The sequence below is a fragment of the Leisingera sp. ANG1 genome, from assembly GCF_000203975.2.
Taxonomy (GTDB): Bacteria; Pseudomonadota; Alphaproteobacteria; order Rhodobacterales; family Rhodobacteraceae; genus Leisingera.
The window spans coordinates 397,481-422,104 of sequence record NZ_AFCF02000009.1 but is presented as its reverse complement, the minus strand read 5'-3'; the positions used below and the strand labels follow the sequence as shown (position 1 = coordinate 422,104).

General features: G+C 64.3%; 26 protein-coding genes. 13 read left to right on the top strand and 13 right to left on the bottom strand.

What is annotated here, in order from left to right:
- Nucleotides 1–34: 34 nt before the first annotated feature.
- On the bottom strand, nt 35–1,201 hold the full coding sequence (locus GC1_RS18275) for a penicillin-binding protein activator (protein WP_019297701.1): 1,167 nt from the start codon (nt 1,199–1,201) through the stop codon (nt 35–37).
- A gap of 87 nt (nt 1,202–1,288) precedes the next feature.
- On the opposite strand from GC1_RS18275, the gene rsmI reads away from it, so the two are divergent.
- The 3 genes from rsmI (at nt 1,289) to gshB (ending at nt 3,528) form a co-directional block, all read left to right on the top strand.
- The gene (rsmI, locus tag GC1_RS18270) at nt 1,289–2,146 is read left to right on the top strand and encodes a 16S rRNA (cytidine(1402)-2'-O)-methyltransferase (RefSeq protein ID WP_019297702.1); all 858 of its coding nucleotides are present in this window, start codon (nt 1,289–1,291) and stop codon (nt 2,144–2,146) included.
- A 3-nt stretch (nt 2,147–2,149) separates the two neighbouring features.
- Nucleotides 2,150–2,524 (top strand): YraN family protein, encoded by a 375-nt coding sequence (locus tag GC1_RS18265; RefSeq protein ID WP_019297703.1) that lies wholly within the window; start codon nt 2,150–2,152, stop codon nt 2,522–2,524.
- 71 nt (nt 2,525–2,595) lie between these two features.
- Nucleotides 2,596–3,528: a glutathione synthase gene (gene gshB, locus GC1_RS18260; RefSeq protein WP_019297704.1), complete on the top strand. Its 933-nt coding sequence runs from the start codon at nt 2,596–2,598 to the stop codon at nt 3,526–3,528.
- A gap of 19 nt (nt 3,529–3,547) precedes the next feature.
- Here gshB and GC1_RS18255 read toward each other — a convergent pair whose 3' ends face one another.
- The 4 genes from GC1_RS18255 to cobU form a co-directional block, all read right to left on the bottom strand.
- Nucleotides 3,548–5,050 carry a YifB family Mg chelatase-like AAA ATPase gene (locus tag GC1_RS18255; protein ID WP_019297705.1) on the bottom strand — a complete coding sequence of 501 codons (1,503 nt, stop codon included), beginning with the start codon at nt 5,048–5,050 and terminating at the stop codon, nt 3,548–3,550.
- 115 nt (nt 5,051–5,165) lie between these two features.
- Nucleotides 5,166–5,849 (bottom strand): glutathione S-transferase, encoded by a 684-nt coding sequence (locus tag GC1_RS18250; RefSeq protein ID WP_019297706.1) that lies wholly within the window; start codon nt 5,847–5,849, stop codon nt 5,166–5,168.
- Nucleotides 5,850–5,907: 58 nt separating this feature from the next.
- A complete protein-coding gene (locus GC1_RS18245) occupies nt 5,908–6,489 on the bottom strand; it encodes a histidine phosphatase family protein (RefSeq protein ID WP_019297707.1) in 582 nt (193 codons plus the stop codon).
- Nucleotides 6,486–7,004: a bifunctional adenosylcobinamide kinase/adenosylcobinamide-phosphate guanylyltransferase gene (gene cobU, locus GC1_RS18240; RefSeq protein ID WP_019297708.1), complete on the bottom strand. Its 519-nt coding sequence runs from the start codon at nt 7,002–7,004 to the stop codon at nt 6,486–6,488. The genes GC1_RS18245 and cobU overlap by 4 nt, the downstream gene beginning before the upstream one ends.
- A 273-nt stretch (nt 7,005–7,277) precedes the next feature.
- On the opposite strand from cobU, the gene GC1_RS18235 reads away from it, so the two are divergent.
- The 7 genes from GC1_RS18235 (at nt 7,278) to GC1_RS18205 (ending at nt 14,247) form a co-directional block, all read left to right on the top strand.
- On the top strand, nt 7,278–8,156 hold the full coding sequence (locus GC1_RS18235; protein ID WP_029204974.1) for an RNA polymerase factor sigma-32: 879 nt from the start codon (nt 7,278–7,280) through the stop codon (nt 8,154–8,156).
- A gap of 23 nt (nt 8,157–8,179) precedes the next feature.
- Nucleotides 8,180–8,989 carry a ChaN family lipoprotein gene (locus tag GC1_RS18230; protein WP_019297710.1) on the top strand — a complete coding sequence of 270 codons (810 nt, stop codon included), beginning with the start codon at nt 8,180–8,182 and terminating at the stop codon, nt 8,987–8,989.
- A gap of 60 nt (nt 8,990–9,049) precedes the next feature.
- Nucleotides 9,050–10,246 (top strand): bifunctional phosphopantothenoylcysteine decarboxylase/phosphopantothenate--cysteine ligase CoaBC, encoded by a 1,197-nt coding sequence (gene coaBC / locus GC1_RS18225; RefSeq protein WP_019297711.1) that lies wholly within the window; start codon nt 9,050–9,052, stop codon nt 10,244–10,246.
- 39 nt (nt 10,247–10,285) lie between these two features.
- Nucleotides 10,286–10,741: a dUTP diphosphatase gene (gene dut / locus GC1_RS18220; RefSeq protein ID WP_019297712.1), complete on the top strand. Its 456-nt coding sequence runs from the start codon at nt 10,286–10,288 to the stop codon at nt 10,739–10,741.
- On the top strand, nt 10,741–11,790 hold the full coding sequence (locus GC1_RS18215; protein ID WP_019297713.1) for a HesA/MoeB/ThiF family protein: 1,050 nt from the start codon (nt 10,741–10,743) through the stop codon (nt 11,788–11,790). The genes dut and GC1_RS18215 overlap by 1 nt, the downstream gene beginning before the upstream one ends.
- Before the next feature lie 9 nt (nt 11,791–11,799).
- The gene (locus GC1_RS18210) at nt 11,800–12,150 is read left to right on the top strand and encodes a hypothetical protein (protein ID WP_019297714.1); all 351 of its coding nucleotides are present in this window, start codon (nt 11,800–11,802) and stop codon (nt 12,148–12,150) included.
- Between the two features lie 81 nt (nt 12,151–12,231).
- Nucleotides 12,232–14,247, top strand: a complete 2,016-nt coding sequence (locus GC1_RS18205) for a M3 family metallopeptidase (protein ID WP_019297715.1) — start codon at nt 12,232–12,234, stop codon at nt 14,245–14,247.
- An 83-nt stretch (nt 14,248–14,330) separates the two neighbouring features.
- Here GC1_RS18205 and GC1_RS18200 read toward each other — a convergent pair whose 3' ends face one another.
- From GC1_RS18200 to GC1_RS18170, 7 genes are all read right to left on the bottom strand, one after another.
- Nucleotides 14,331–15,263 (bottom strand): 2-hydroxyacid dehydrogenase, encoded by a 933-nt coding sequence (locus GC1_RS18200; RefSeq protein ID WP_039498764.1) that lies wholly within the window; start codon nt 15,261–15,263, stop codon nt 14,331–14,333.
- A 17-nt stretch (nt 15,264–15,280) separates the two neighbouring features.
- Nucleotides 15,281–16,432 (bottom strand): rod shape-determining protein RodA, encoded by a 1,152-nt coding sequence (gene rodA, locus GC1_RS18195; RefSeq protein WP_019297717.1) that lies wholly within the window; start codon nt 16,430–16,432, stop codon nt 15,281–15,283.
- Nucleotides 16,429–18,375, bottom strand: a complete 1,947-nt coding sequence (gene mrdA, locus GC1_RS18190; protein WP_019297718.1) for a penicillin-binding protein 2 — start codon at nt 18,373–18,375, stop codon at nt 16,429–16,431. The genes rodA and mrdA overlap by 4 nt, the downstream gene beginning before the upstream one ends.
- Nucleotides 18,375–18,911: a hypothetical protein gene (locus GC1_RS18185; RefSeq protein WP_019297719.1), complete on the bottom strand. Its 537-nt coding sequence runs from the start codon at nt 18,909–18,911 to the stop codon at nt 18,375–18,377. Before GC1_RS18185 ends, mrdA begins: the two co-directional genes overlap by 1 nt.
- Nucleotides 18,904–19,845: a rod shape-determining protein MreC gene (gene mreC / locus GC1_RS18180; RefSeq protein ID WP_019297720.1), complete on the bottom strand. Its 942-nt coding sequence runs from the start codon at nt 19,843–19,845 to the stop codon at nt 18,904–18,906. Before mreC ends, GC1_RS18185 begins: the two co-directional genes overlap by 8 nt.
- Before the next feature lie 64 nt (nt 19,846–19,909).
- A complete protein-coding gene (locus GC1_RS18175; protein ID WP_019297721.1) occupies nt 19,910–20,956 on the bottom strand; it encodes a rod shape-determining protein in 1,047 nt (348 codons plus the stop codon).
- Nucleotides 20,957–21,187: 231 nt separating this feature from the next.
- A complete protein-coding gene (locus GC1_RS18170; protein ID WP_019297722.1) occupies nt 21,188–21,973 on the bottom strand; it encodes a hypothetical protein in 786 nt (261 codons plus the stop codon).
- Nucleotides 21,974–22,105: 132 nt separating this feature from the next.
- Here GC1_RS18170 and GC1_RS18165 point away from each other — a divergent pair, with 132 nt between their 5' ends.
- A complete protein-coding gene (locus tag GC1_RS18165; RefSeq protein ID WP_019297723.1) occupies nt 22,106–22,900 on the top strand; it encodes a 23S rRNA (adenine(2030)-N(6))-methyltransferase RlmJ in 795 nt (264 codons plus the stop codon).
- On the opposite strand, the gene GC1_RS18160 is transcribed toward GC1_RS18165, so the two are convergent.
- The gene (locus tag GC1_RS18160; protein WP_162183422.1) at nt 22,837–23,469 is read right to left on the bottom strand and encodes a TetR/AcrR family transcriptional regulator; all 633 of its coding nucleotides are present in this window, start codon (nt 23,467–23,469) and stop codon (nt 22,837–22,839) included. The two genes, GC1_RS18165 and GC1_RS18160, sit on opposite strands and share 64 nt — an antisense overlap.
- A 91-nt stretch (nt 23,470–23,560) precedes the next feature.
- On the opposite strand from GC1_RS18160, the gene GC1_RS18155 reads away from it, so the two are divergent.
- On the top strand, nt 23,561–23,884 hold the full coding sequence (locus tag GC1_RS18155; protein ID WP_019297725.1) for a darcynin family protein: 324 nt from the start codon (nt 23,561–23,563) through the stop codon (nt 23,882–23,884).
- Entirely contained in the window at nt 23,874–24,596 is a 723-nt protein-coding gene (locus tag GC1_RS18150) for an SDR family NAD(P)-dependent oxidoreductase (RefSeq protein ID WP_019297726.1), read from the top strand. Before GC1_RS18155 ends, GC1_RS18150 begins: the two co-directional genes overlap by 11 nt.
- Nucleotides 24,597–24,624: the final 28 nt, after the last annotated feature.

Below are 24,624 nucleotides of genomic sequence, written 5' to 3'. Positions count from 1 at the left end.
TGTGCCCGCGGGCTGCGACTGAGCGGCGGGGGCTTTAGAAGCCTGCGCCTGCGAAGCTGCTTGGGGCTGGGTCAATGATCACGACCTTCTGTTCCTGAATGGTGGCCACTGCCAGCCCGCGTTCGTTGGTGCCGTCGGGCCGCAGCCGGAAGATGCCGCCTGCGCCCTGGAAGCCCGCGCCCTGGGTCAGGGCACCCGCGGTCAGCGCGTCGGATTTGCCGGCCGCAACCAGGGCGCCGATGGCGGCGATGCCGTCATAGGCCAGGCTGCCGATCGAATGCGGCGAGGCGCCGTAAGTGGCCTGGTAGCGGGCGCTGAACTGCTGAACCTTTCCCTGGTCCGGCAGCGCGAACCAGCCGCCCTGAACACCGGGCAGGGCCAGGGTTTGCGGCGGAATATCCCAGCGGGTCAGACCGATGTACTGTTTTTCTGCCGGGTCAACACCGGCCTCAGGCAGCAATTGCGCCAGCAGCGGCAGCGCGCCTGCGGTGGTGGAGGTCAGGAAGACGGCATCTGCGCCGGCCGATTGGGACCGGATAGTCGGAATGGCATTGATCACTCCCTGCTGCGACAGCTCGTAGCCGACGCTGCCGGCGATGTTCACGCCGCTGTTGCCTGCGGCGCGCTGGATCGCGCTGCGCCCGGCGGTGCCTGCGGCATCATTGCCGCCAACGACCAGAATGTTGCGCTTGCCGTTGCGGGCGGCGAAGCTGGTCAGCCGCTGGGCCGTGTTGTCAAAGGTCGGCCCCAGGATGAAGACGTTGCCGCCTGCAATTGCCGTGTTGTTGGAGAAGGCGAGCACGTTCACGCCACGCTGGCGGGCTGCAATGCCTGCGGCATTGGCGGCTTCGGCATAAACCGGGCCAAGGATCACGCGGGCCCCGTCCTTCAGCGCCTGCTGCGCCGCGCCGGAGGCCACCTCGGGGCTGCCCGCGGTATCATAAACCCGCAGGTCGATTTGCACCCCATCCAGGTCCGCAATCGCCATGCGGGCGGCGTTTTCCAGGCTTTTTGCCAGCACGCTGTCGCCTTGCTGGGCAGAACCGCGCGGCACCAGCAGCGCCACCGGAACGGGTTTAGAGGTGTTGATGGTCGGGCCGGTGCCGACGGCAATCGGGTCACAGGCGGAAAGGGCAATGGCGGAAAGGGCGGCGGCGGCAGTCAGAGCCGCCTTGCGGGCGCGTTTGAAAACAGCAAACATAATGGACTTGAAACTCCGTTCTCCCGGCGCAATGCGCCGCGTGGGTTTAAGGGCGGATCATAAACGACCAAAAAGGCGGGTCCAGCGTTGAATCACCAGAATGTCATATTGTCCCCCGGGCTTTACTTTGTTGCCACGCCGATTGGCACCGCCCGCGACATTACCCTGCGGGCGCTGGATGTGCTGGCTTCGGCCGATGTGCTTGCGGCTGAGGATACACGCTCGCTGCGCAAGCTGATGGAGATTCACGGGGTGCCTTTGGGCGGGCGGCGGATCATTGCTTACCATGACCACAGCGGCACCGGTGCGCGGGCAAAATTGCTGGAGGCGATTGGCGAAGGGAAGTCGGTCGCCTATGCGTCTGAGGCCGGGATGCCGCTGATTGCCGATCCCGGGTTTGACCTCAGCCGCGCGGCGGCGGAGGCAGGCCATACGGTCACCTGCGCCCCCGGCGCCTCGGCGGCAGCGACGGCGCTGACGCTTGCCGGGCTGCCGACGGATGCGTTCTTCTTTGCAGGCTTCCTGCCCAATGCCTCCGGCGCCCGGCTCAAGCGGCTGGAGGAGTTGCGGGAAATCCCCGGCACGCTGATTTTCTATGAATCGCCCAAGCGGGTTGCCGCTTCGGTTGCCGATATGGCGGCGGTGCTGGGCGACCGACCTGCCGCGCTGTGCCGTGAGCTGACCAAGAAATTTGAGGAGGTGCGACGTGCACCGCTGACGGAATTGGCTGCCGGGCTGGAGGAGACGCCGGTCAAGGGCGAGATCGTGCTGCTGGTTGACCGCGCGCAGGAGGTTGAGGTCAGCGAGGGCGACCTTGAAAGCGACCTGCAGGCCGCATTGCAGGGCAATTCGGTCAAGGATGCCGCAGGAATCGTCGCCGAGATGCACGGGCTGCCCCGGCGAAAGGTTTACCAGATGGCGTTGAAGATGGCGAAGGACAGCTGAGCCGTGAGCCGTGCCCGCCAGCACCGCGGCGCCCGCGCGCATCTGGCCGGTGAAGCGGCGGAGGAGATCGTCGCGCGCCACTATGAAAACCGCGGCTACTCCGTGGCCGAGCGCCGCTGGCGCGGGGCTGGAGGCGAGATTGACCTGATCCTGCGCGGTCCGGACGGGCTGGTGTTTGTCGAGGTGAAACACAGCGCAACCTGCGCCGGCGCGGCGCTGCGGATCACACCGCGGCAGGCGGAACGCATCTATGCCAGTGCCGGACAGTATCTGGAAAACGAACCGCTAGGCCAGCTGACGCCGGTCCGTTTCGACGCGGCGCTGGTGGATGGCACGGGCGCGGTGGAGATTATCGAAAACGCCATCGGCTTTGACTGATCCGCAGCTGCCCCATTGAACCCTGGCGTTCTGTGGGCCATGTATTCGGGCAGCTTACGAGGGATACTGCCATGAAAATCGCCTTCCAGATGGACCCGGTCATGGGCGTGAACATCAACGCCGACAGCAGCTTCCGCCTGGCCGAGGAAGCGCAGGCGCGCGGCCATGAGCTGTTTTATTACGGCCCCGACCAGCTGGCCTACCAGGAAGGCCGCATCACCGCCCGCGGCCACGACATGACCGTGCAGCGGGTGGAGGGCGCCCCGGCGGTTCTGGGGCCCGGACGCGAAGTTGATTTAGCGGAATTCGACGTGGTCTGGCTGCGCCAGGACCCGCCGTTTGACATGCACTACATCACCTCGACCCACCTGCTGGACATGCTGAAAGGCAAAGCGCTGGTGGTGAACGATCCGTTCTGGGTGCGCAACTATCCGGAAAAGCTGCTGGTGCTGAACTTCCCGGAGCTGACTCCGCCCACAACCATCGCCCGCGACCTGCAGACCATCAAGGCGTTCAAGGAAAAGCATGGCGATGTGATCCTGAAGCCGCTCTATGGCAACGGCGGCGCGGGTGTGTTCCGGCTGGATGCAAACGACCGCAACCTCACCTCCCTGCATGAGCTGTTCACCGGCTTCAGCCGCGAGCCTCTGATCGTGCAGAAATTCCTGCCGGATGTCAGCAATGGCGACAAGCGGGTGATCCTGGTTGATGGCGAGCCGGTGGGAGCCATCAACCGGGTGCCGGCAGCGGGAGAGACCCGGTCGAACATGCATGTGGGCGGCCGGCCTGAGAAGATCGGCCTGAGCGAGCGAGACCTTGAGATCTGCGCCGCCATCGGCCCGCTGCTGCGCGAAAAGGGCCAGATTTTTGTCGGTATTGACGTTATTGGCGACTACCTGACCGAGATCAACGTGACCTCACCCACCGGGATTCAGGAGCTGGAGCGGTTCGACGGCGTGAATATCGCTGAGAAGGTCTGGCGGGCGATCGAAGCGAAGGTCTGACGTCTGCTCCGGCTCCGGGTCATCCCGGCAGCCGGAAGCTCAGCGCCTCAGCAAAATGAGGGCGCTGCACCGCTTCTTCGCAGGCCAGATCCGCAATCGTACGCGCGACCCGCAGCACCCTGTGGTAGCCGCGCGCACTGAGGCCGAAACGTTCGGCTGCCCGGACCAGCAGATCGCGGCTTTCGGCGTCAGGGGCGGCAATTTCTTCCAGGACCGCGCCCTCGGCGTCGGCGTTCTGGCGCAGGCCGGGGTGGTCCTGAAACCGGGCGGTCTGCGCTTCCCGCGCAATTGCCACGCGCTGCGCAACCTCGGCAGAACCTTCGGCGCTGGGCGGCAGCTCCAGGTCGGCCACATCCACCGGCGGCACGTCCAGATGCAGGTCGAAACGGTCCAGCAGCGGCCCTGAAATCCGGCCCAGGTAGTTCGCCCCGCAAATGGGGGCTTGGGAGCAGGCGCGGTTGGCATCGGCCAGATAGCCGCATTTGCAGGGGTTGGCGGCGGCCACCAGCATGAAGCGGCTGGGGTATTTCACATGGGCATTGGCGCGCGCCACCATCACTTCGCCGGTTTCCAGCGGCTGGCGCAGGGTTTCCAGCACCGGGCGGCCGAACTCCGGCAGCTCGTCCAGGAACAGCACGCCGTTGTGGGCCAGGCTGATCTCGCCCGGTTGCGCCCGCCGCCCGCCGCCGGCGATTGCGGCCATGGAGGCGGTGTGGTGCGGTTCGCGGAAAGGGCGGGCGCGGCTGATGCCGCCCTCGTCGATCAGCCCGCATAGGGAGTGGATCATCGAGGTTTCCAGCGCCTCGGCTGGGGACAGCGGCGGCAGGATCGAGGGCAGCCGTGCCGCCAGCATCGACTTACCCGAACCCGGCGGGCCAACCATCAGCACATGATGGCGCCCGGCGGCGGCGATTTCCAGCGCGCGTTTGGCGGTCTCCTGGCCTTTCACATCGCGCAGGTCCTTGCCGCCCAGCCCGAGGACGGCCTCGCCCGGCACGGCAGGCTCGATGCGCCGCTGGCCGGTGAAGTGCTGCACCACCTCCGTCAGCGTGGCGGCCCCGATCACCTGCGCGGCATCGACCCAGGCGGCTTCCGGCCCGGAATGTTTCGGGCAGAGCAGCATCCGGCCTTCCTCTGCCGCGGTCACAGCTGCGGGCAGGGCGCCAACCACGGGCATCAACTGGCCGTCCAAAGACAGCTCGCCAAGGGCAATGGTTTCCTCAGCCTTTTCCGCCGGGACGATGCCGATAGCGGCCAGCAAGGCGAGCGCAATCGGCAGGTCGAAATGGCTGCCTTCTTTGGGCAGATCCGCGGGCGACAGATTTATGGTGATCCGGCGCGAGGGCAGGGCGATGGACATCGCCGCAAAGGCTGCCCTCACCCTTTCGCGCGCTTCCTGGACCGCCTTGTCCGGCAGGCCAACTACCGAGAAAGCAGGCAATCCGGGGGCGACGGCGCATTGCACCTCGACCTGGCGGGCCTCGACGCCCTGAAAAGCCACCGTGTAGGACCGTGCTGTCATCTCTCCCCGCCTCCTGAAAGGTCAGGGAGAGATGCTTGGCAATCGTGGTTTCCGATTGGTTAACGTGTTCGCCGGGCAGCCGCGAATTCACGAAGAATTCGCGCAGGCCGCGGGCTCAGTCCAGCGACCAGGGCCGCTTTGGCAGGTCCATCGCATAGGGTTCCGGGTCATAGCTGACCTCATGCGCCTGTTCCTGCCAGCGCAGGACTGCCGGGTCTGACAGCAGCAGTTTGCAATAGGTGCGGGTTTCCGCGGAAACCGGCAGGCCATATCCCACGATCCGGGCTGCAACCGGGGTGTAGAAAACATCTGCCAGAGAATAGTCTCCGAACAGATAACCGCTGCTGTGGCCGGAAACCTTGCGGGCATGGGCAAACAGCGCCTCGATCCGGTCCAGGTCGGCTTTTACGCTGCGCGACACCTCGAAGCCTTCATAGATATGGGCCAGCTGCATCGGGCATTCGCCGCGCAAGGCCGAGAAGCCGCCAACCATTTCCGCTGCCAGCCAGCGCGCTGTGGCCCGCTGTGCAGGATCGGACGGCCACAGCCCGGCGTCCGGGTGGCGTTCGGCCAGGGTTTCGGCAATGGCCAGGCTTTCGCCAACCACCATGCCCTCCGGCGTGTGCAGCGCGGGCACCAGCCGCGCCGGCGCCAGATGCGCCATTTCCTGCGCCATGGTTCCGGAATAAAGCCCCACCATATGCACTGTATGGAGCAGGGAGAATTTCTCGAGCATGAGCCAGCCGCGCAATGACCAGCTGGAATACATGCGGTCGCCAATATAGATTTCATAAGCCATGGCAGGAGGCTAGCGCGGGTCCGCACATTTCAAAATGGAATGTTTGTGATGGTGCCCGTCACGGCAGGTGATTGATACTTCCGGCCTTCCAGCCATCTGGCCCGAGGGAGACTTCGCTGACCGACAGGTTGTCGATCCGGTGGGCAAAGGCCTCCTCCGCCGTCAGCATTTCCGCCCGCTGGATTTGGGTCAGGATCTGGCCGAAATGGCCGACCACGATCAGGTCGCGGCCCCGGTGTACGCCGATCAGTGCGTCAATCGCCGCGTTCACCCGGTTGCAGACCTGGTGCCAGCTTTCACCGCCGGGCGGGGTGACGTCGCCCGGGGTTTCCCAATAAGCGCGGATGCGCTCAGGGTCTTCGGCGTCCACTTCGGCCCAGGTGCGCAGTTCCCAGGCGCCGAAATGGATTTCGCGCAGGGCCTCGGCGTGGGGCAGGCGTTCCCGGCTGCCCTGGATGGCGGAGGCTGTCTCAACCGCTCGGGAAAGATCGGAGGACACCACCAGAGCATCCGCAGGCAGATACGCTGACAGGCGCTTCAGCGCTGCCGAATCGGACAAGTCGGCGGGCAGGTCGGACCAGCCGACCATGCACTTCGCGTGAGTCGGACCATGCCGCACCAGAAACAGGCGGGTGATCACAGCGCCCCTTTCAGCACCAGGGGCAGCCCGGCCGTGACCTGAACAACGGTATCCGCCCGTGCCGCCAGAGCAATATTGAGCCTTCCCTGGGCTTCGCGGAAGCGGCGCGCCAGATTGTTTTCCGGCACGATGCCCAGCCCGGTTTCATTGGAGACAATTACCAGATCGGCCTGGCAGCGGCTGATGGCGGCCAGCAATTCTTCGGTTGCCGCGTTCAGGTCGTGCTCTGCCAGCAAATGGTTTGTCAGCCACATGGTCGCGCAATCCATCAGGCAAACCTGGCGGCTGTTGAGGGGATCCAGGACCTGCGCGGCTGTTTCCGGTTCTTCAATAGTCGCCCAGCCGGAACCTCTTTGTTCGAGGTGTCGGGACACTTTTTCGCGCATTTCAGTGTCAAAAATTTGTGCAGTTGCCCAGTAAACTTTGTCTTTTCCGGTGTTTGCGCACAGCTGTTCGGCAAATGCCGATTTGCCTGAGGCAGCGCCCCCCAGAATAAAAGTTACATTTAACGGCATTTTTTGCTAACCTATGAGTCCGAAGCCGTTCCTGTGGGTAACTGCAGGGCCCGGTGAAGACAAGAGACCGCAGCGTCCCGGGGTTCCACTTATTTAGGCCGGGAAAGTCTGCGCAGGGGCCAAAATACAATTTAACTTTTCCGTTTTGGCCTTTGGATGAGCCGAGAGTCGCATCCAGTGCGCTGTTGCTGCCGGCCTAAAACCGGGCCCCCGATTGTTCCATGCACGCCCCCAGGCGGCAGTTTGTTAATTAGTTTCCGGGGGGAAATCACAATGGCACTTGATCAAACACTTGAAAACCCATTGCCGAGACAGGCAATGAAGGCGGAACTGCTGGATGCAGAGACCGAGCGGCGCCTGGCATATGCCTGGCGGGATGACCGCGACGTGCAATCGCTGCACCGGCTTATCAACGCCTATATGCGCCTGGCAATTTCCATGGCGGCCAAGTTCAAGCGGTACGGGGCGCCGATGAACGACCTGATTCAGGAAGCAGGCCTGGGTCTGATGAAAGCAGCGGACAAATTCGACCCGGACCGCGGAGTGCGGTTCTCGACCTATGCGGTCTGGTGGATCAAGGCGTCGATCCAGGATTATGTGATGCGTAACTGGTCGATGGTGCGCACCGGCTCCACCTCGTCGCAGAAATCGCTGTTCTTCAACATGCGCCGGGTGCAGGCGCAGTTCGAACGCGAGGCACGTGTGTCGGGCGTGCGGCTGGACCGGCATCAACTGCACCAGAAAATCGCAACAGAAATCGGGGTGCCGCTGCGCGATGTCGAGATGATGGAAGGCCGCCTGTCCGGCGCCGACTTCTCGCTCAACGCGATCCAGTCGGCGGAGGATGAGGGGCGCGAATGGATTGATGCGCTGGAGGATGAAACCTCGCAGGCCGAGGAACTGGTGCAGGAGCGGCATGACCGCCGTCAGCTGCGCAAATGGCTGGTCTCTGCGCTGCAGGCACTGAATGAGCGTGAGCGGTTCATCATCACCGAACGCAAGCTGCGCGAACAGCCCCGCACGCTGGAAAGCCTGGGCACAGAGCTTGGCCTGTCCAAGGAGCGGGTGCGCCAGCTGGAGGCCGGCGCGTTCCAGAAAATGCGCAAATGCCTTGAAGGCCAATCGCGCGAGGTGCACAAACTGCTTTCATGAGAAAGCGCTTAACTGGCCTGAAAATGATTGCAAGCGCCGCCGTTCTGGCGGCGCTTGGCGTGATGGGTGCCCGCGCAGAAGAGCTTGCCGGCGCAGTTGAAGTGCTAAGGGGGGCGGATGTCGTGATCCTGGGCGAGGTGCACGACAATCCTGTGCACCACCAGCGGCAAGCTGAGCTGCTGGCTGTTCTGGAGCCTAAGGCCGTGGTCTGGGAGATGATCACCGCGGAACAGGCTGAAAGGCTGGAAACCGGAGGTCTCGGTGATGCAGAGCAAACGGCCAAAGCGCTGAACTGGGCGGCAAGTGGCTGGCCGGAGTTCGGCCTGTATGCCCCGGTCTTTGCGGCAGCCAAGGGTGCACGCCAGTATGGCGCATTGGTGCCGAGGGAAAACGCCCCTGCAGTCATGAGTGACGGGATAGCGGACTATTTCGGTGCTGACGCTTCCGCGCGTTTCGGATTGGACCAGCCGCTGCCGGAAGCGGAACAGGCAGCGCGGGAGACGGATCAGCAGATCAATCACTGCAACGCCATGCCAGAAGAAATGCTGCCGGTGCTGGTGGGCTTCCAGCGCTTGCGCGATGCTGCGCTTGCGGCGGCTGCAGACAAGGCTCTGGCAGAGACTGGAGGCCCGGTTGCTGTCATCACCGGCAACGGCCATGCCCGCATGGACAGGGGGCTGGCGGTCTATCTGGCAAAGGCCCGCCCGGAGGCCGTTATCCGCAGCCTGGGCCAGTCTGAGGACGGGCAAATCGGCGGGCAATTTGACTTGATACTGGATGCCCCTGCGGTCGAACGCCCCGATCCCTGCCTTGCGTTCCGCGAGGACGGCTGACAGCTTCACACTTTTGCCGCGCCGCAGTAAGGTCGCGGGAAACCGGGCGAGGATGCGCAAATGCTGGCTGGCAAACATATTCTATTGATCATCGGCGGCGGCATTGCGGCCTATAAGTCGCTGGAGCTGATCCGGCGCCTGCAGGATCATGGCGCCCGGGTGACGCCGGTGCTGACCAAGGCGGGCGCGGAGTTCGTGACGCCGCTTTCGGTTTCGGCCTTGGCCGGGACTGCGGTGCATCAGGAGCTGTTCGACCTGACGGCAGAAGCTGAGATGGGCCATATCCAACTGTCGCGCAGCGCCGATTTGCTAGTTGTGGCGCCGGCCACCGCCGATCTGATGGCGAAGATGGCGCAAGGTTTTGCCAATGACCTTGCCTCGACTCTGCTTCTGGCGACCGACACGCCGGTGCTGCTGGCGCCTGCGATGAACGTCCGCATGTGGGAGCATCCGGCCACGCAGCGCAACCTTGAAACCCTGAAAGAGGATGGCGTGTCCTTTGTTGGCCCCAATGAGGGCAGTATGGCCTGCGGTGAATTCGGCCCCGGCCGGATGGCGGAGCCGGAGGAAATCCTGGCCGCTATTGCCGCCAAGCTTGCGGATGGACCGCTGAAGGGGAAGCGCATCCTGGTGACCTCCGGACCGACGCATGAGCCGATCGACCCGGTGCGCTATATCGCCAACCGCTCCTCCGGGGCGCAGGGGGCAGCGGTGGCCCGTGCTCTGCGCGACTTGGGGGCGGAGGTCGTGTTTGTCACGGGCCCCGCAGAGGTGCGCCCGCCCGAGGGCGTGCAAGTGGTGCCGGTGGAAAGCGCCCGTGAGATGGAAGCCGCCGTGCAGCAGGCACTGCCCGCCGACGCTGGTGTCTTTGCCGCCGCGGTGGCGGACTGGCGGGTGGCCAGCGCCTCTGACCGGAAGCTGAAGAAATCCAATGATGGTTTGCCGGTGCTGGAGTTCGCTGAAAACCCCGACATTCTAAAAACCGTCTCGCAGATGAAGCAAGGCCGCCCCGGGCTGGTGGTCGGATTTGCGGCGGAAACCAACGACGTTATCGAGAACGCAACCGCCAAACGCAAGCGCAAGGGCTGCGACTGGATCGTGGCCAATGACGTCTCCCCCGCAACCGGCATCATGGGCGGCAGTGAAAACGCGGTGATCCTGATTTCAGATGACGGGGCTGAAGAATGGCCGCGCATGGGCAAGGATGAAGTGGCCCGCAAGCTGGCAGAACGGATCGCGGCGGCGCTGGCCGGGTGATTTTGAGTATTTTTGGAAAGATGAAGCAGGGGCGCTGTGATGGTGACTATCCGTGTGATCCACGATGAGGGGGCAGACCGGGATGTGCCGCTGCCGTCGTATGAAACTGCCGGTGCTGCCGGTGCCGACGTGCGCGCCAACCTGCCGGACCGCGGCTGTCTGGTGCTGCAGCCGGGCGAGCGGGCGCTGGTGCCGACCGGCCTGCGGATCGAGATCCCGGCAGGCTATGAGGTGCAGGTCCGTCCCCGCTCCGGGCTGGCGCTGAAGCATGGCATCACCCTGCCCAATACGCCCGGCACCATCGACAGCGATTACCGCGGGCCCTTGGGGGTGATCCTGATGAATGCCGGTCAGAAGCCCTTTGAGGTTCACCACGGCGAACGTATTGCGCAGATGGTGGTGGCGCCGGTTCTGCAAGCGCGGTTCGAGGTTGCGGACGCGCTTACAGGAACTGAGCGGGGCGACGGCGGCTTCGGCTCCACCGGGCGCGGCTGATGCTGCGCATTCTCATTCTTGCTGTGCTGATCTGGTGGGGCGGCCGCTTCCTTGGCCTGCCGCGCAATCTGCGTATCACGCTGCTGGCGGTGCTGTTCACCGCCGTGCTGGCAGTGCAGCTGACCCTGCCGGACGGGCATCCCCTGCGCGAAGGCACTGGCGGCTCTGCGGCATCCTGGCTGTTGCTCGGCGGCTTTGCCCTTGTGGCGGGGTTCTATGCGCGTATCGTGGCGGCCTTGAAAAACCGCGCCCAGCCTCAGGAAGTAAAGATGAACCAGCCCGCCAGCACCTTCACCGAAAGCGAGCTTGACCGATATGCCCGCCACATCGTTCTGCGGGAACTGGGCGGGCCGGGGCAGAAGAAGCTGAAGAAGGCCAAGGTGCTGGTGATCGGTGCCGGCGGGCTTGGCGCGCCTGCGCTGCAATACCTGGCCGCTGCCGGCGTGGGCACAATCGGGGTGATTGACGACGACGTGGTCGACAACGCCAACCTGCAGCGCCAGGTAATCCACCAGGACGCGGACATCGGCAAACCCAAGGTGTTCTCGGCCCAGGCCGCGATGCAGGCGCAGAACCCCTACGTGGAGGTGCGCCCGTACAACCGCCGTCTGACAGAGGAGGTCGCAGCAGAGCTATTTGCCGAATATGATCTGATCCTCGACGGCACTGACAATTTCGAAACCCGCTATCTGGCCAACCGCACCGCGGTGGCGCTGGGCAAGCCGCTGATCTCCGGCGCGCTTTCGCAGTGGGAGGGCCAGCTGAGTGTGTTTCACCCGGCCGAAGACGGCCCGTGTTACCAGTGCATCTTTCCTGAGGCCCCCGCAGCCGGTCTTGCGCCCAGCTGCTCCGAGGCCGGGGTGATCGGTCCGCTGCCCGGCGTGGTCGGATCGATGATGGCGGTGGAGGCGGTCAAGCAGATCACCGGCGCCGGGGCGGTGCTGCGCGGCGAGATGCTGATCTATGACGGGCTGTATGGCGAAACCCGCAAGATCCGCCTGTCCCGGCGGGCGGGCTGCCCGGCCTGCAGCGGCAAAGCGGAAAGCTGAACGCCGCCAGTGAACGAAGCCTACTACATCGCGCTCCTTTGCGGTGCCCTGTTCGGCGGCCAGCCGGAACGGGTGCATGATTTCACTTATCCCGGCGGCGGCGCCTCGATCCGCACCGATTGCGAGAACGAGAACCGCGTCATCGAGTTCGGGCTGGATAAACGCAGCAGTCTCGACAGTATCCAGCAGGCGCTGTTTGCGGCAGAGATTACCGGCAAGGAGCCGGTGGTGGTGCTGATCGACACCGATGGCAAAATGGGACGCTTTGAGTGGCGCATCGCGCGGGCAGCCAATGTGGCGGATGTGCCCATCCGCATCATTCCAGCAGAACTGACGGAGGGCGAGGGCGCAGGCGGCTGAGACAGCGGACCTGCGCCGGGAAAGGCCAATTGCAGCCTCCTGTCTTTGCCGATAGCGTCACCTGCAAAGGAGACCTTTCATATGTCCAATCCGCTTCTGTCCCGCTGGGACACGCCGTTTGAAATCGCCCCGTTCAACAGCATTTCCGATGATGATTTCGCCCCTGCGCTGGAACAGGCGCTAGCGGCGCATAAGGCACAGATCGACGCCATCGCAAGCAATTCCGAGCCGCCCGGCTTTGCCAATGTGATCGAGGCGCTGGAGACACCCTGCCGCGAGCTGGAGCAGGTGCTGGGCGTGTTCTTCACCGTGGCCGGCGCCGACAGCAACCCCAAGCGGGAAGAACTGCAGCGGGCGTTCTCTCCGAAACTTGCCGCGCATTTCTCGGCCATCACCGCCAACAAGGCGCTTTATGCGCGCATTAAGGCAGTGTGGGACCAGCGCGAGCAGCTGGACCTGACCGATGAACAGCAGCGCGTGCTGATGCTGACCCATCGCGGCTTTGTCCGCGGCGGCGCGGCGCTGGAAGGTGACGCCGATACGCGGATGCAGGAGATCAAGGGGCGGCTGGCCACCCTGGGCACTCAGTTCACCCAGAACCTGCTGGCGGATGAGCGCGAGTGGTTCATGGAACTGTCCGAAGAGGATTTGGAAGGCTTGCCGGATTTCGTGGTCAAGGCGGCCCGTGCGGCTGGCGAGGAAAAGGGCAAGGGCGGCCCGGTGGTCACCCTGTCCCGTTCGCTTATCACACCGTTCCTGCAATTTTCGCCGCGCCGCGACTTGCGCGAAAAAGCCTTCAACGCCTGGGCCGCCCGCGGCGCCAATGGCGGCGAGACCGACAACCGCGCCATCGCAGCGGAAATCCTGCAGCTGCGGGAAGAACGCGCGCAGCTGTTGGGCTACGAAAACTTCGCAGCCTATAAGCTGGAAACCGAAATGGCCAAGACGCCGGAAGCAGTGCGCGGGCTGCTGATGGAGGTCTGGGAGGCGGCCAAGTCGCGCGCCGATCAGGACGCGCAGATCCTGACTGAAATGATGCAGGCGGATGGCGTAAACGGCGATCTGGAACCCTGGGATTGGCGCTACTACGCGGAGAAACGCCGCAAGGCCGAGCATGACCTGGATGAGGCTGCGCTGAAGCCTTACCTGCAGCTGGACCGGCTGATCGAGGCGTCTTTTGCCTGCGCCAATAGACTGTTCGGACTGAAGTTCGCGCCGCTGGATGTGCCGCTTTACCATCCGGATTGCCGCGCCTGGGAGGTGACCCGGAACGGGAGCCATGTGGCGGTGTTCATCGGCGACTATTTCGCGCGCGGTTCCAAACGCTCGGGAGCCTGGTGCTCCGCCATGCGCCAGCAGGCCAAGTTCCCTGATGTTCAGGCACCTGTGGTGATCAACGTTTGCAATTTCGCCAAGGGCGACCCGGCACTCTTGTCCTGGGACGACGCCCGCACCCTGTTCCATGAGTTCGGCCACGCGCTGCACCAGATGCTGTCTAATGTGACTTACGAGAGCATCTCCGGGACTTCGGTGGCACGTGACTTTGTCGAACTGCCCAGCCAGCTTTATGAACACTGGCTGGAAGTGCCGGAGGTGCTGCAGGAGTTTGCCACCCACGCGGAAACCGGCGAACCGATGCCGCAGCAGATGCTGGAGAAAGTGCTGGGGGCGGCCAATTTCGACATGGGCTTTCAGACGGTAGAGTACGTCGCCTCCGCGCTGGTCGACCTTGCCTTCCACGACGGGGCGGCACCCTCCGACCCGATGGTCAAGCAGGCCGAGGTGCTGGAGGAAATCGGCATGCCGCGGGCGATCATCATGCGCCACGCTACGCCGCATTTTGCCCATGTGTTTTCCGGCGACGGCTATTCCTCGGGCTACTACAGCTACATGTGGTCGGAAGTGATGGACGCCGACGCCTTTGCCGCTTTTGAGGAGGCAGGCGGGGCCTTTGATGCAGAACGTGCCAAGGCGCTGGAGGCGCATATCCTTTCCACCGGCGGGTCTGTTGATCCGGCTGAGCTATACACCGCGTTCCGCGGGCGGCTGCCGGGCGTCGAGGCGCTGCTGAAAGGCCGCGGTCTGGCCGCAGAGTAAGCGACGCGCCCTGACAGGCGCTGCCTCCGGCGGGAGTATTTCAGGAAGGATGAAAGAGCGGGTGCTGGCCCGCTCTTTTGCGTTCAGTAGCCGAGGCTGCGGTCGACCAGATGCAGCAGCGGTTCCCCCGCCTCGGTGCGGCGGATGTTTTCGGCGATCACCTCCGCCGCGGTGCTTTCGCGGGTTTCCGAGGCGATATGCGGGGTCACCGTCACATTGGGATGCGCCCAATAAGGGTGTTCCGGCGGCAGCGGCTCGACGCGGAAAACGTCCAGCGTGTCATGGCCGACCTGGCCGCTGTCCAGTGCCGCCAGCAGTGCATCGTCATCAATCAGCGGCCCGCGGCCCGGGTTGAGGATCCTGGCCCCCTTGGGCAGCAGCGCCAGAGTTTCGGCGTTCAGGGTATTCTCTGTGGCGGGTGTGTCCGGCAGCAACAGAATGACAATTTCCGCCTGCGCCAGTGCCGCCTTCAGCCCCTCTGCGCCGGAGTGGCAGGTGATGCCCGCGATATCCTTTTGGCTCCGGCTCCAGCCGGAAACCTGGAACCCGAGTACGGCCAAGGCTTTGGCCGAGGCAGTTCCCAGCGCACCAAGGCCTAGCACAGTCACGCTGCGGTCCTTCGCCAGCGGCGGGGCCTTGGGCTCCCAGTGCCCGTTCTGACCAAGGATATGCGCGTCCATGCCCAGGTGGTAGCGCAGGGTGTGGCCAACAACCCATTCGGTCATGCCCTGCTCCAGCCCGCTGTCCACCATCCGGGTGAGCGGCAGTTCGGCGGGCACAACAGGCACAATTTTCTCGACACCTGCCCACAGGCTCAGCACCGCTTTCAGGCGGGTGAAGGGGGTGAAATCGCTGACCGGCCCGCTGGGGGCGTAGACAATGTAATCCACCTCCTCCGGCGCAAATTCATTGCGCAGATCGGAATCCACGCCAAGCCGGGCAAGCTCTGCCTTCAAAAGCGGCTCATAGGCGGGCCAGGCGTCGGGGTGGCCTGCAAACAGGATATTGGCGGTCATGGAAACTCCCTGAATATCTAACGTGACGCCTGGCGCGGGCGGTGGATATGGGCGCTTTGCACGATGCCGAAGGCACCCAGCAGAACCAGCATCGCCGAGCCGCCGTAAGAGACCATCGGCAGCGGCACCCCGACCACCGGTGCCAGCCCCATCACCATCGACATGTTCACCGCAAAGAACAGGAAGAAGGTGATGGCGATTCCCATGATCACCAGCGAAGAGAACCGGTCCTTGGCGGCGATGGCGGAGGCGATGCAGAACACGATGATCAGCATGTAAATGGACAGAAGGGTTACGCCGCCGATGAAGCCGAATTCCTCCGCCAGGGTGGTGAAGATGAAGTCGGTGTGCTTTTCCGGCAGGAAGTTCAGCCGCGACTGGGTGCCTTGCATGAAGCCACGCCCGGACCAGCCCCCGGACCCCAGTGCAATCTTGGACTGGGTGATGTGATAGCCCGCGCCCAATGGGTCCTGCGAGGGATCGAGGAAGGTGTCGATGCGGCGGAACTGGTAGTCCTTCAGCAGCTGCCACTCAGTGCCGCGGCTTTGGAAAACCGCGCTGACCAGCCCCACGCCAGCCGCAATCACCGCCACGAAATAGGCCCAATGCACGCCCGCCAGGAACATCACGCCGCCGCCCGCGGCCATCAGCAGGATCGAGGTGCCAAGGTCCGGCTGCTTCAGAACCAGTGCCGTCGGCACCAGGATCAGTATCACCGGCAGAAGCACCCACAAGGGGCGAGAAGTCTTCTCGGCAGGCAGCCAGTCGTAATAGGCGGCCAGCAGCATCACCAGGGCGATCTTGGTCACCTCCGATGGCTGCAGCCGCATGAAGCCGATGTCGATCCAGCGCTGCGCGCCCATTCCGACGGTTCCGAACAGCTCCACCGCGACCAGCAATGCCAGCGACCCCAGGTAGGCCAACACTGAGATATTGCGCCAGAACCAGATCGGGATCATCGCCACCACAAACATCACGCTCAGGCCAAGGGCAAAGCGCTTGACCTGCGGTTCCACCCACGGGCTGAACGATCCGCCTGCCACCGAATAGAGCATCAGGAAGCCGACGCTGGACACGGTGATCAGGAGCAGCGTCAGGCCCCAGTTCAGATGCAGAACTTTGCGCAGGCCGGTGGGGGTCGATTTGGCGTGATACTCAAGATAGCTCATGCCCGGCTGCTCCTGCTGCCCAGCGGGCGCTTGACGCGTTCGCGTTCCAGCCGTTCCTGCTGCGCCTTGATGCGGCTTCGGTCGGCCTTGGGGTAGGCCTCCAGCGGCGGCGTGCCGTTGTAAAGCGCCTGCAGCATCACGTCGCGCGCCACCGGTGCCGCCGCCTTGGAGCCGCCACCGCCATGTTCAACAACCACGGCAACCGCATATTTCGGCTTGTCATAAGGTGCAAAGCAGACAAACAGCGCGTGGTCACGCCGTTCCCACGGCAGGTCCTCATTGCGGATCACACCGGCGGCACGTTCGGCGGCGGTGATGTTGCGGACTTGGCTGGTGCCGGTCTTGCCGGCCATCTCCATCTCCTTGGGGGCAATGCGCGAGCGGTAGGCGGTGCCGCGGCGGTCGTTGCTGACCGAATACATGCCGCGGCGCACCATACGCAGGCTGTTTTCGCTGACCGGCAGCGGCTCGCCCGCGCCGCTGGGCTGCTCTACACCGTCCAGAGACTTCAGCAGCCGCGGCGTTACGCTGCGGCCGGTGGCAATCCGCGCGGACATGACAGCCAGTTGCAGGGGCGAGGCCAGCATGTAGCCCTGCCCGATCGAAGCGTTTGCCGTATCCCCGATCAGCCAGTCCTTGCCGTAGGAGCTGGATTTCCACTCCTTGGTCGGTGTGATGCCTTGGGCGACCGCCGACATCGGCAGATCGTGCTTGATACCCAGGCCGAACAGATTGGCCATTTCGGAAATCTTGTCGATGCCGGTTTTAATCGCCACGTCGTAGTAATAGACATCGCAGGACCGCTTCAGCGAGGTATTCAGGTCCACATGCCCGTGGCCGGCCCGTTTCCAGCAGTGGAAGCGGCGGCCGGCAACTTTCAGGTGGCCGGGGCACCAGACGGTTTCCTCCGGCCCGACGACGCCGTTTTCCAGCGCCGCAAGCGCCGTGATCATCTTGAAGGTGGAGCCGGGCGGGTAGGTGCCCTGCACCGTCTTGTTGGACAGGGGGCGGTAGTTGTCCTCAGTCAGCATCCGGTAATCGGCGACCGAGATGCCGCGCACGAACAGGTTAGGGTCGAAACTGGGCGAGGAGCAGATCGCACGGATGTCGCCATCCTCGCAGTCGATCACCACCGCAGCTGCGCTTTCCCGGCCCAGACGCGCCTGTACGTAATTCTGCAGCTCCGCGTCGATGGTCAGCTGCATGTCGGCGCCGGAAATCCCCTCGCGCCGGTCCAGCTCGCGCATCACCCGGCCGGTGGCATTGACCTCCACCCGCTTGGCACCGGCCTTACCGCGCAGCACATCCTCGCGCTTGGCCTCGAAGCCGACCTTGCCGATCTGGAAGCGCGGGATCATCAGGACCGGCTCCGGGTCTTCCATTTTGCTCAGGTCATAATCGGAGACCGGCCCGACGTAACCGATGACATGAGCGAAGTCGCCAAGCTGCGGGTAGACCCGGGTCAGGCCCACCTCCGGCGTGACACCAGGCAGGGCAGGGGCGTTCACTGCAACTTTGGAAATATCTTCCCAGCCGATCTGGTCCGCCAGGGTGATTGGCAAGAACGGCGGCGAGCGGCGCATTTCGGTGCGGGCACGCTCCAGGTCTTCCGGGTCCAGCGGCACCAGGCTGGAGAGCTTGGCAATCACCGCCTCCACGTCGCCGGCATCCTCTGGCACCACGGTGATCCTGTAGGAGGGCGAGTTCTGCGCGATGATCAGACCGTTGCGGTCAAAGATCTGGCCGCGGGCCGGCGGCAGCAGACGGATGTTGATCCGATTTTCCTCGGCTAGCAGGCGGAACTCATCGGCCTGATCCACCTGCAGATAGCGCATCCGCGCCGCCAGCCCGCCGGCAAAGGCCAGCTGCAGCCCGCCTAGGAACAGCGCCCGCCGGGTCATCTTGCCGTGTGCGGCATCCAGATCCTTGGGGTTGCGTTTCATCAGCGGTTCACCAGGGTTTCGGCTTCAGATGGGGACAGTTTGCGCACCCCCAGAATAGACTGGCTGGCCCAAACCGCCAGCGGATAGGCGGCGATAGTCATCACAACCTGTATAACCGTCAGGCTCAGCTGCGCCTGTTCCACTCCGAACAGAGTCAGGATCAGCCGGTTCAGCGTCGCAATCCCGGTCAGCACCAGGGCAACGGCCAGCCACTCGCTGGCAAAAGTGCTCTCGCGGTGGGGTGCCGCGCGGCCTTTGAGAAAGCCGCAGCCCAGCACCGTCAGCAGTGCCAGCAGCCCAGGCGGGCGGTGGAACAGCAGATCCGCCAGCAGCATCACCAGCCCGATGGAAAGCGCAGGCACATAATCCGGGCGGCGCAGGCTCCAGGCCATGGCCAGTGCCAGCAGCAGATCCGGGGGTGACCAGAACCGCGGTTCGGTTTCCAGCGGCAGCAAGTGGAAAAACATGATCAAGAGCGCCAGCGCCGGAAAGGCTGCGCGCATCGTCCAGATCCGGGCGGGCGAGGTGTTAGCCATTGCCCGCCTCAGCCGTGCTTTCGGCGCTGTCCTCCCCCAGGGTTTCCGGCCGCGGCTGCGGCTGCGGGTCGCCGGGGGCAGCGCCAACCAGCCCGCCGGGGTCCTGGATCACTTGCGTGCCGTGGTGGCGCAGCACACGCAGGAACTCCAGCCGGCCATAGTCTGCGGACAGGCGCACGCGCATCCGGCCGGAGCGGTCCTTGGCGACCTGGCCGATCAGCAGGCCCGCCGGAAAGACAGAGCCGTCGCCGGAGGAAATCACCCGGTCGCCGGGACGCACTTGGTCGGCGTTTTCCAAAAAGCTCAGCACCGGCGCGGCGCTGTTGTCGCCGGTGACCAGCGCGGTCTGGCCAGAGGGCTGGATTGTGGCCGGCACGGCGCTGGCGGCATCGGTCAGCAGGATCACCCGCGCGGTGTTACGCCCGGTGCCGGAGATCCGGCCCACCAGCCCGATCCCGTCCATCGCGGCCCAGCCGTCATGCACCCCGTCGCGGTTGCCCACATTCAGCAGCACCGACTGCCGGAACGGGGAGCCGCTGTCGGCCATCACCACTCCGGTGATGTATGTGAGCTGCGGATCCAGCCGCACGTTGTTGAGGTCCAGAAGCCGCGCGTTTTCCTGTTCCAGCTGCAATGCCGCCTCTTTCCAGGCCCGCATCTGCCGCAGCTCGCTGCGCAGCTCGCGGTTCTGTTCGGCCAGCCGCTGGTAGCTTTGGAAATCGCGGATCAGATTGATGGTTGCGGTGACCGGCACCATCGCCCAGTCCATGCTGGGCACGACGGTGTCGACCACCTGCGCGCGGAAGCGTTCCACCCGCGGGCTGTCAATCCGCCAGACGATGAAGATGACTGCCAGGCACAAGCACAGTACCGCTGTCAGCAGACGCCGCAGCGGGGTTGCGTAATCGTCGCGCTGTGACTTGTCCTTGGCCACGTCTCTCCTTCCAGCTACCCGGAAACCGGCCTGTCAGCTGGTGCGATTCCGGCAGGCTGCGGCGTTAGCTGTCGTAGTCGATGGCGTGCGCCAGCTGCTTTTCGAATTCCAGCGCCTTGCCGGTGCCGAGCGCCACACAGTTCAGGCTCTCGTCCGCGATGGAGACGGCCAGGCCGGTCTGCTCGCGCAAGGCAAGATCCAGATCGCCCAGCAGTGCACCGCCGCCGGTCAGCATGACGCCGCGATCAACGATGTCGGCGGCAAGGTCCGGCGGGGTGGTTTCCAGCGCGGTCATCACCGCCTCGCAAATCTGCTGCACAGGCTCAGCCAGCGCTTCGGCCACCTGGGCCTGGGAAATCTCGATCTCCTTCGGGACCCCGTTCAGCAGGTCGCGGCCGCGGATCTGCATCGACTGGCCGCGGCCGTCGTCGGGCATCCGGGCGGTGCCGATGGAGGTCTTGATGCGCTCAGCGGTGGATTCGCCGACCAGAAGGTTCTGCTGACGGCGCAGGTAACTGATGATCGCCTCGTCCATGCGGTCGCCGCCGACGCGGACGGAACGTGCATAAACGATGTCGCCCAGCGACAGAACCGCCACCTCGGTGGTGCCGCCGCCGATGTCGACTACCATGTTGCCGGTCGGGTCGGTGATCGGCATGCCGGCCCCGATGGCAGCGGCAATCGGCTCGGCAATCAGCCCGGCCCGGCGGGCGCCTGCGGACAGCACCGACTGGCGGATCGCGCGTTTTTCAACCGGGGTGGCGCCATGGGGTACGCAAACGATGATCTTGGGCTTGGAGAAGGTCGAGCGCTTGTGCACCTTGCGGATGAAGTGCTTGATCATCTCCTCGGCGGTGTCGAAGTCGGCAATCACGCCTTCGCGCATCGGCCGGATCGCCTCGATCGAGCCAGGTGTGCGGCCCAGCATCAGCTTGGCGTCTTCGCCCACGGCCAGCACTTTCTTGACGCCGTCCTTCACGTGATAGGCAACCACGGAAGGCTCGGACAGGATCACCCCGCGGCCCTTGACATAGACCAGAGTGTTGGCTGTGCCGAGGTCGATGGCCATGTCCGAGGAGAACAGACCGCCCAAGTTTCCGAAAAGCGCCATATAGAAGGGATCCTGTGAGTGCTGCCAATATTCCTTGGGCGACTCCCCGCAGGAGCCGCCTTCCCAAACCTTATAAGCGGCACGGCAGGGCCGCGAAAGGGCGTATTATGGTGAAACAGCGCCTTTCCGCCCAGTATCCAGCGGCGTCAGCCTGCCGCGTTCACGCGCTGTTCCGGCAGGGCCGGGGAGACGCGCCCGGAGGGGCAGCCTCAGTGGCCTGAGTTTCAACGCTCAGGCCGGGAAAATCCGCTGCATCTCCGCCTTGAAATGCGCCCAGGTCAGGCTGGCGCTGTTGCCGGCATAACCCTCGTAATAGGATTTCCCGCTGGAGACCGGTAGCCCGGCCCAGATCTTGGCCAGGTTCAGCATGAAGGTCTTGCGCGGCATTTCCGCGGCCAGGAAAGCGCTATAGCCAGCTTCCTCGATCAGCTGATGTGCCAGCTGATCCTGAAGCTCAGGTGTAAAGCGGGCCTGCGGTTTCACACCCTGATGTTTGACCAGCCGCCGCAGCGTTGCGGGGATGAACTGATAGCGCCCGATGGCATGGGGCTGTCCCGGGGTGGCGTCGATCCAGGCGTTGATCTCGGCAATTGTCATGCCTGTGGGTTTTTTCGGCGGCTTGCGGGTGGCCCCGTACTGCACCGCATCATACTGCGCCTTGCCGGCTTCGGCGCTGGCAATCAGGTCCAGCAGCCGCTTGACGCTGGGTGGCGCTTTGAGGATGGGGGCGAACAGCCCGCCGCCGCTGCGGCCGCGGAACAGGCTTGCCGCACCGGGGTTGAGCGATACCGCCCCGCGTCCCTGATCGGCGCCCGGCAGGGTGTCGGGCAGCAGGCTTGCAATGGCCTGCGGTGCCGGGCCTTGGACTGCAGGGGCAGGTGCCGGTCCGGGCATCGGGGCAGAGGCCTTTTGCAGGAAGAAATTATTGCCAACCAGCGAATAGCCTTGCGCGCTGACGGCGGCCGCGCTGCACAGCAGCAGGGCCAGAAATGTCACGATCAGGGCAAGGGCGCTCATTCTGAGGGGCATGGGAACCTGCATTCTGCGGTATCTCGTCGGGATGCAGTCTGCCGCAGCGGGGTTGAGATTCCGTTTACCGGGCGTACGCCGCCTCTTCCGCCCTTCGGAAATAGCGGCTAGAGGGGGCGCATGCTCTCATATCAGCACACCTACCACGCCGGAAACCTGGCCGATGTCCAGAAGCACGCGCTGCTTGCCTGGATGCTGGCCTATCTCACCCGCAAGGACAAACCGGTCAGCTATATCGAGACCCACGCGGGCCGGGGTCTCTATCAGCTGGACGCGCCCGAGGCCGTGAAGACAGGCGAGGCAGAACAGGGCATCACCAGGGTGCTGGCAGAGCAGGGGCTGGCGGCGGACCATCCACTGCACCGCGCGCTGTCGGAGACCCGCAAGGCGCATGGCGCGGCCGCTTACCCCGGCTCGCCGCTGATTGCGGCCTCGCTGCTGCGCCCGGGCGACTCGCTGCATTTTGCCGAGCTGCACCCGCAGGAAAACACCGCTCTGCGCGCTGCGCTGAAACCTTGGAAGGCCAAGGTGCATCAGCAGGACGGGTTTGAGCTGGCCATGTCGCTGGCGCCGCCAACCCCGCGCCGCGGGTTGTTGCTGATCGACCCGAGCTACGAGATCAAATCCGACTATGCCCGCATCCCCGGCATCATCGGCCAGTTGCACAAGAAGTGGAACGTCGGCGCTATCGCGCTCTGGTATCCGATCCTGCGGGACGGCAGCCACAAGCAGATGCTGAAGGCGCTGGAAAGCCAAGGGCTGCCAGATGCGCTGCGCCACGAGGTGTCCTTTCCGCCGGTGCGCGAAGGACACCGGATGGTCGGCAGCGGCATGTTCGTGGTCAACGCGCCCTATGGAGCGGCAGAGGAAGCCGCGCGGATTTCGGCGCTGTTTGACGCGGTTTCGCGCAAGTAACCCCGGATCGCGCATTCCACCCGCTGGACCAGCGCGGCACCGCCAGCCTCACCGGCAAAAGCGGCAGAGTTGATCATGCCCTTGGCAATGGCCACCACGTCGCGTGCCTCCTGCGGTCCGGCGGCGGGGGAAAACCGGCGGATGGTGTCCAGTACGATCTGAGCCATCTCTTGCGCCAATGCTGCGGTTTCCGGTGCCAGCTGCAAGTGCTGTTCAGCATATTCTGCCTCCATCGCCAGCCGGGGACGTTCAAACTGGTGCCGCATCCCGGCGGCCAGTAGTTCCCGCAAGGCAACCTCCGGCGGCGCATTCTGGCAGCGCTTTGCGGCGTCCCGCATCCAGCCCAGCAGCTCTGCCCGCTTGCTGCGCAGCACCGCGGCCAGCACCGCCTCCTTGTTGGGAAAATACTGATACAGCGACCCGATGCTGACGCCGGCCCACTCGGCTATCGCATTGGTGGTCAATCCCTCCCGCCCCGCGTTTTCCAGAATGCGAGCCGCCGCCTCCACAATTGCCTCCTGCGTGGCACGGGAACGGGCCTGGCGGGCTTGTTTTCTTGGGCTGTGCATTGCGGGTGACTTCCTGTCGGGAACGCGAGTTGAGAATGTGAGCAATTCTTCACATTCTTGGCGGCAAAGGCAACATCCCGGAGGTTCCCCGATGAAAATGACCATATTCCTGCTGCTGCACGCTTCCCCCAGTTGGCTGCGCCTGAATCGGCAGGAGCGGGGGCGCCTGGCGGCAACCGGGCTGGAGCCCTTCACCCGAAACGGGCTGTCGCTGCGCCATTTTGATGCCGAGGCGTTTCATGCGGACTGCAGCGATGTTGCGATGATCGAGGCGGAAACGCCCGAGGCCTACTATTTTGCCATCGAGCAGCTGCGGGACACTGCCCTGATCGCCGAGGGCTACTTCACGGTAACCGGGATCATTCCAGCCTATGAAAATGGCTTCCGCAGCTTTGAGGCCACCCATGCGGTTTGATGGCAAGCGCATCCTGGTTACCGGTGCCTCCCGCGGGATCGGGCGGGCGCTGGCATTGCAGCTGGCTGCAGAGGGGGCAGAGGTTCTGGCGCTGGCCTGCAGCAGCGAAGCGCTGGATGATCTGCCAGAGGGTATTGAGCGGCTGGCCTGCGACCTGACGGACGGCAGCGCGCGCACTGCGCTGATTGCCGGGCTGCAGCTGCAGCGGCTGGACGGGGTGATCAACAACGCGGGCATTCAGATTACCGCTGATTTTGCCAAAGGCACGGCAGATCCCCAGGACATCGTCCAGGAACTGGCGGTGAACCTGACAGCCCCTATGCATCTTGCCGCCGGGCTGCTTCCGGTTCTGGCTCAATCCCCGGGCAGTTTCCTAGTCAATGTGACCTCCGGCCTTGCCTTGGCCCCGAAACCGCTGGCGCCGGTCTACTGCGCCTCCAAGGCCGGCCTGCGCAGCTTCACCCGCGCCCTGCGCTATCAGGCTGAGGATGCCGGCCTGCGGGTCCAAATCACCGACTGCGTGATGGCGCTGGCGGCGACGCAGATGACCGACGGACGCGGCCGCGGCAAGATCAGCCCCAACACCGCCGCCGCCGCTTTGCTGAACGGGGCCGCGGCGGGCAAAATCGAAATCTGGGTGGGTCAAATGAAGCTGTTGCGGCTGATCCACCGCCTCTCACCGGCGCTGGCAGCCCGCATCCTGCGCGGCTGAGGGTTTGCAAACAGCTTTGAAATCCAGC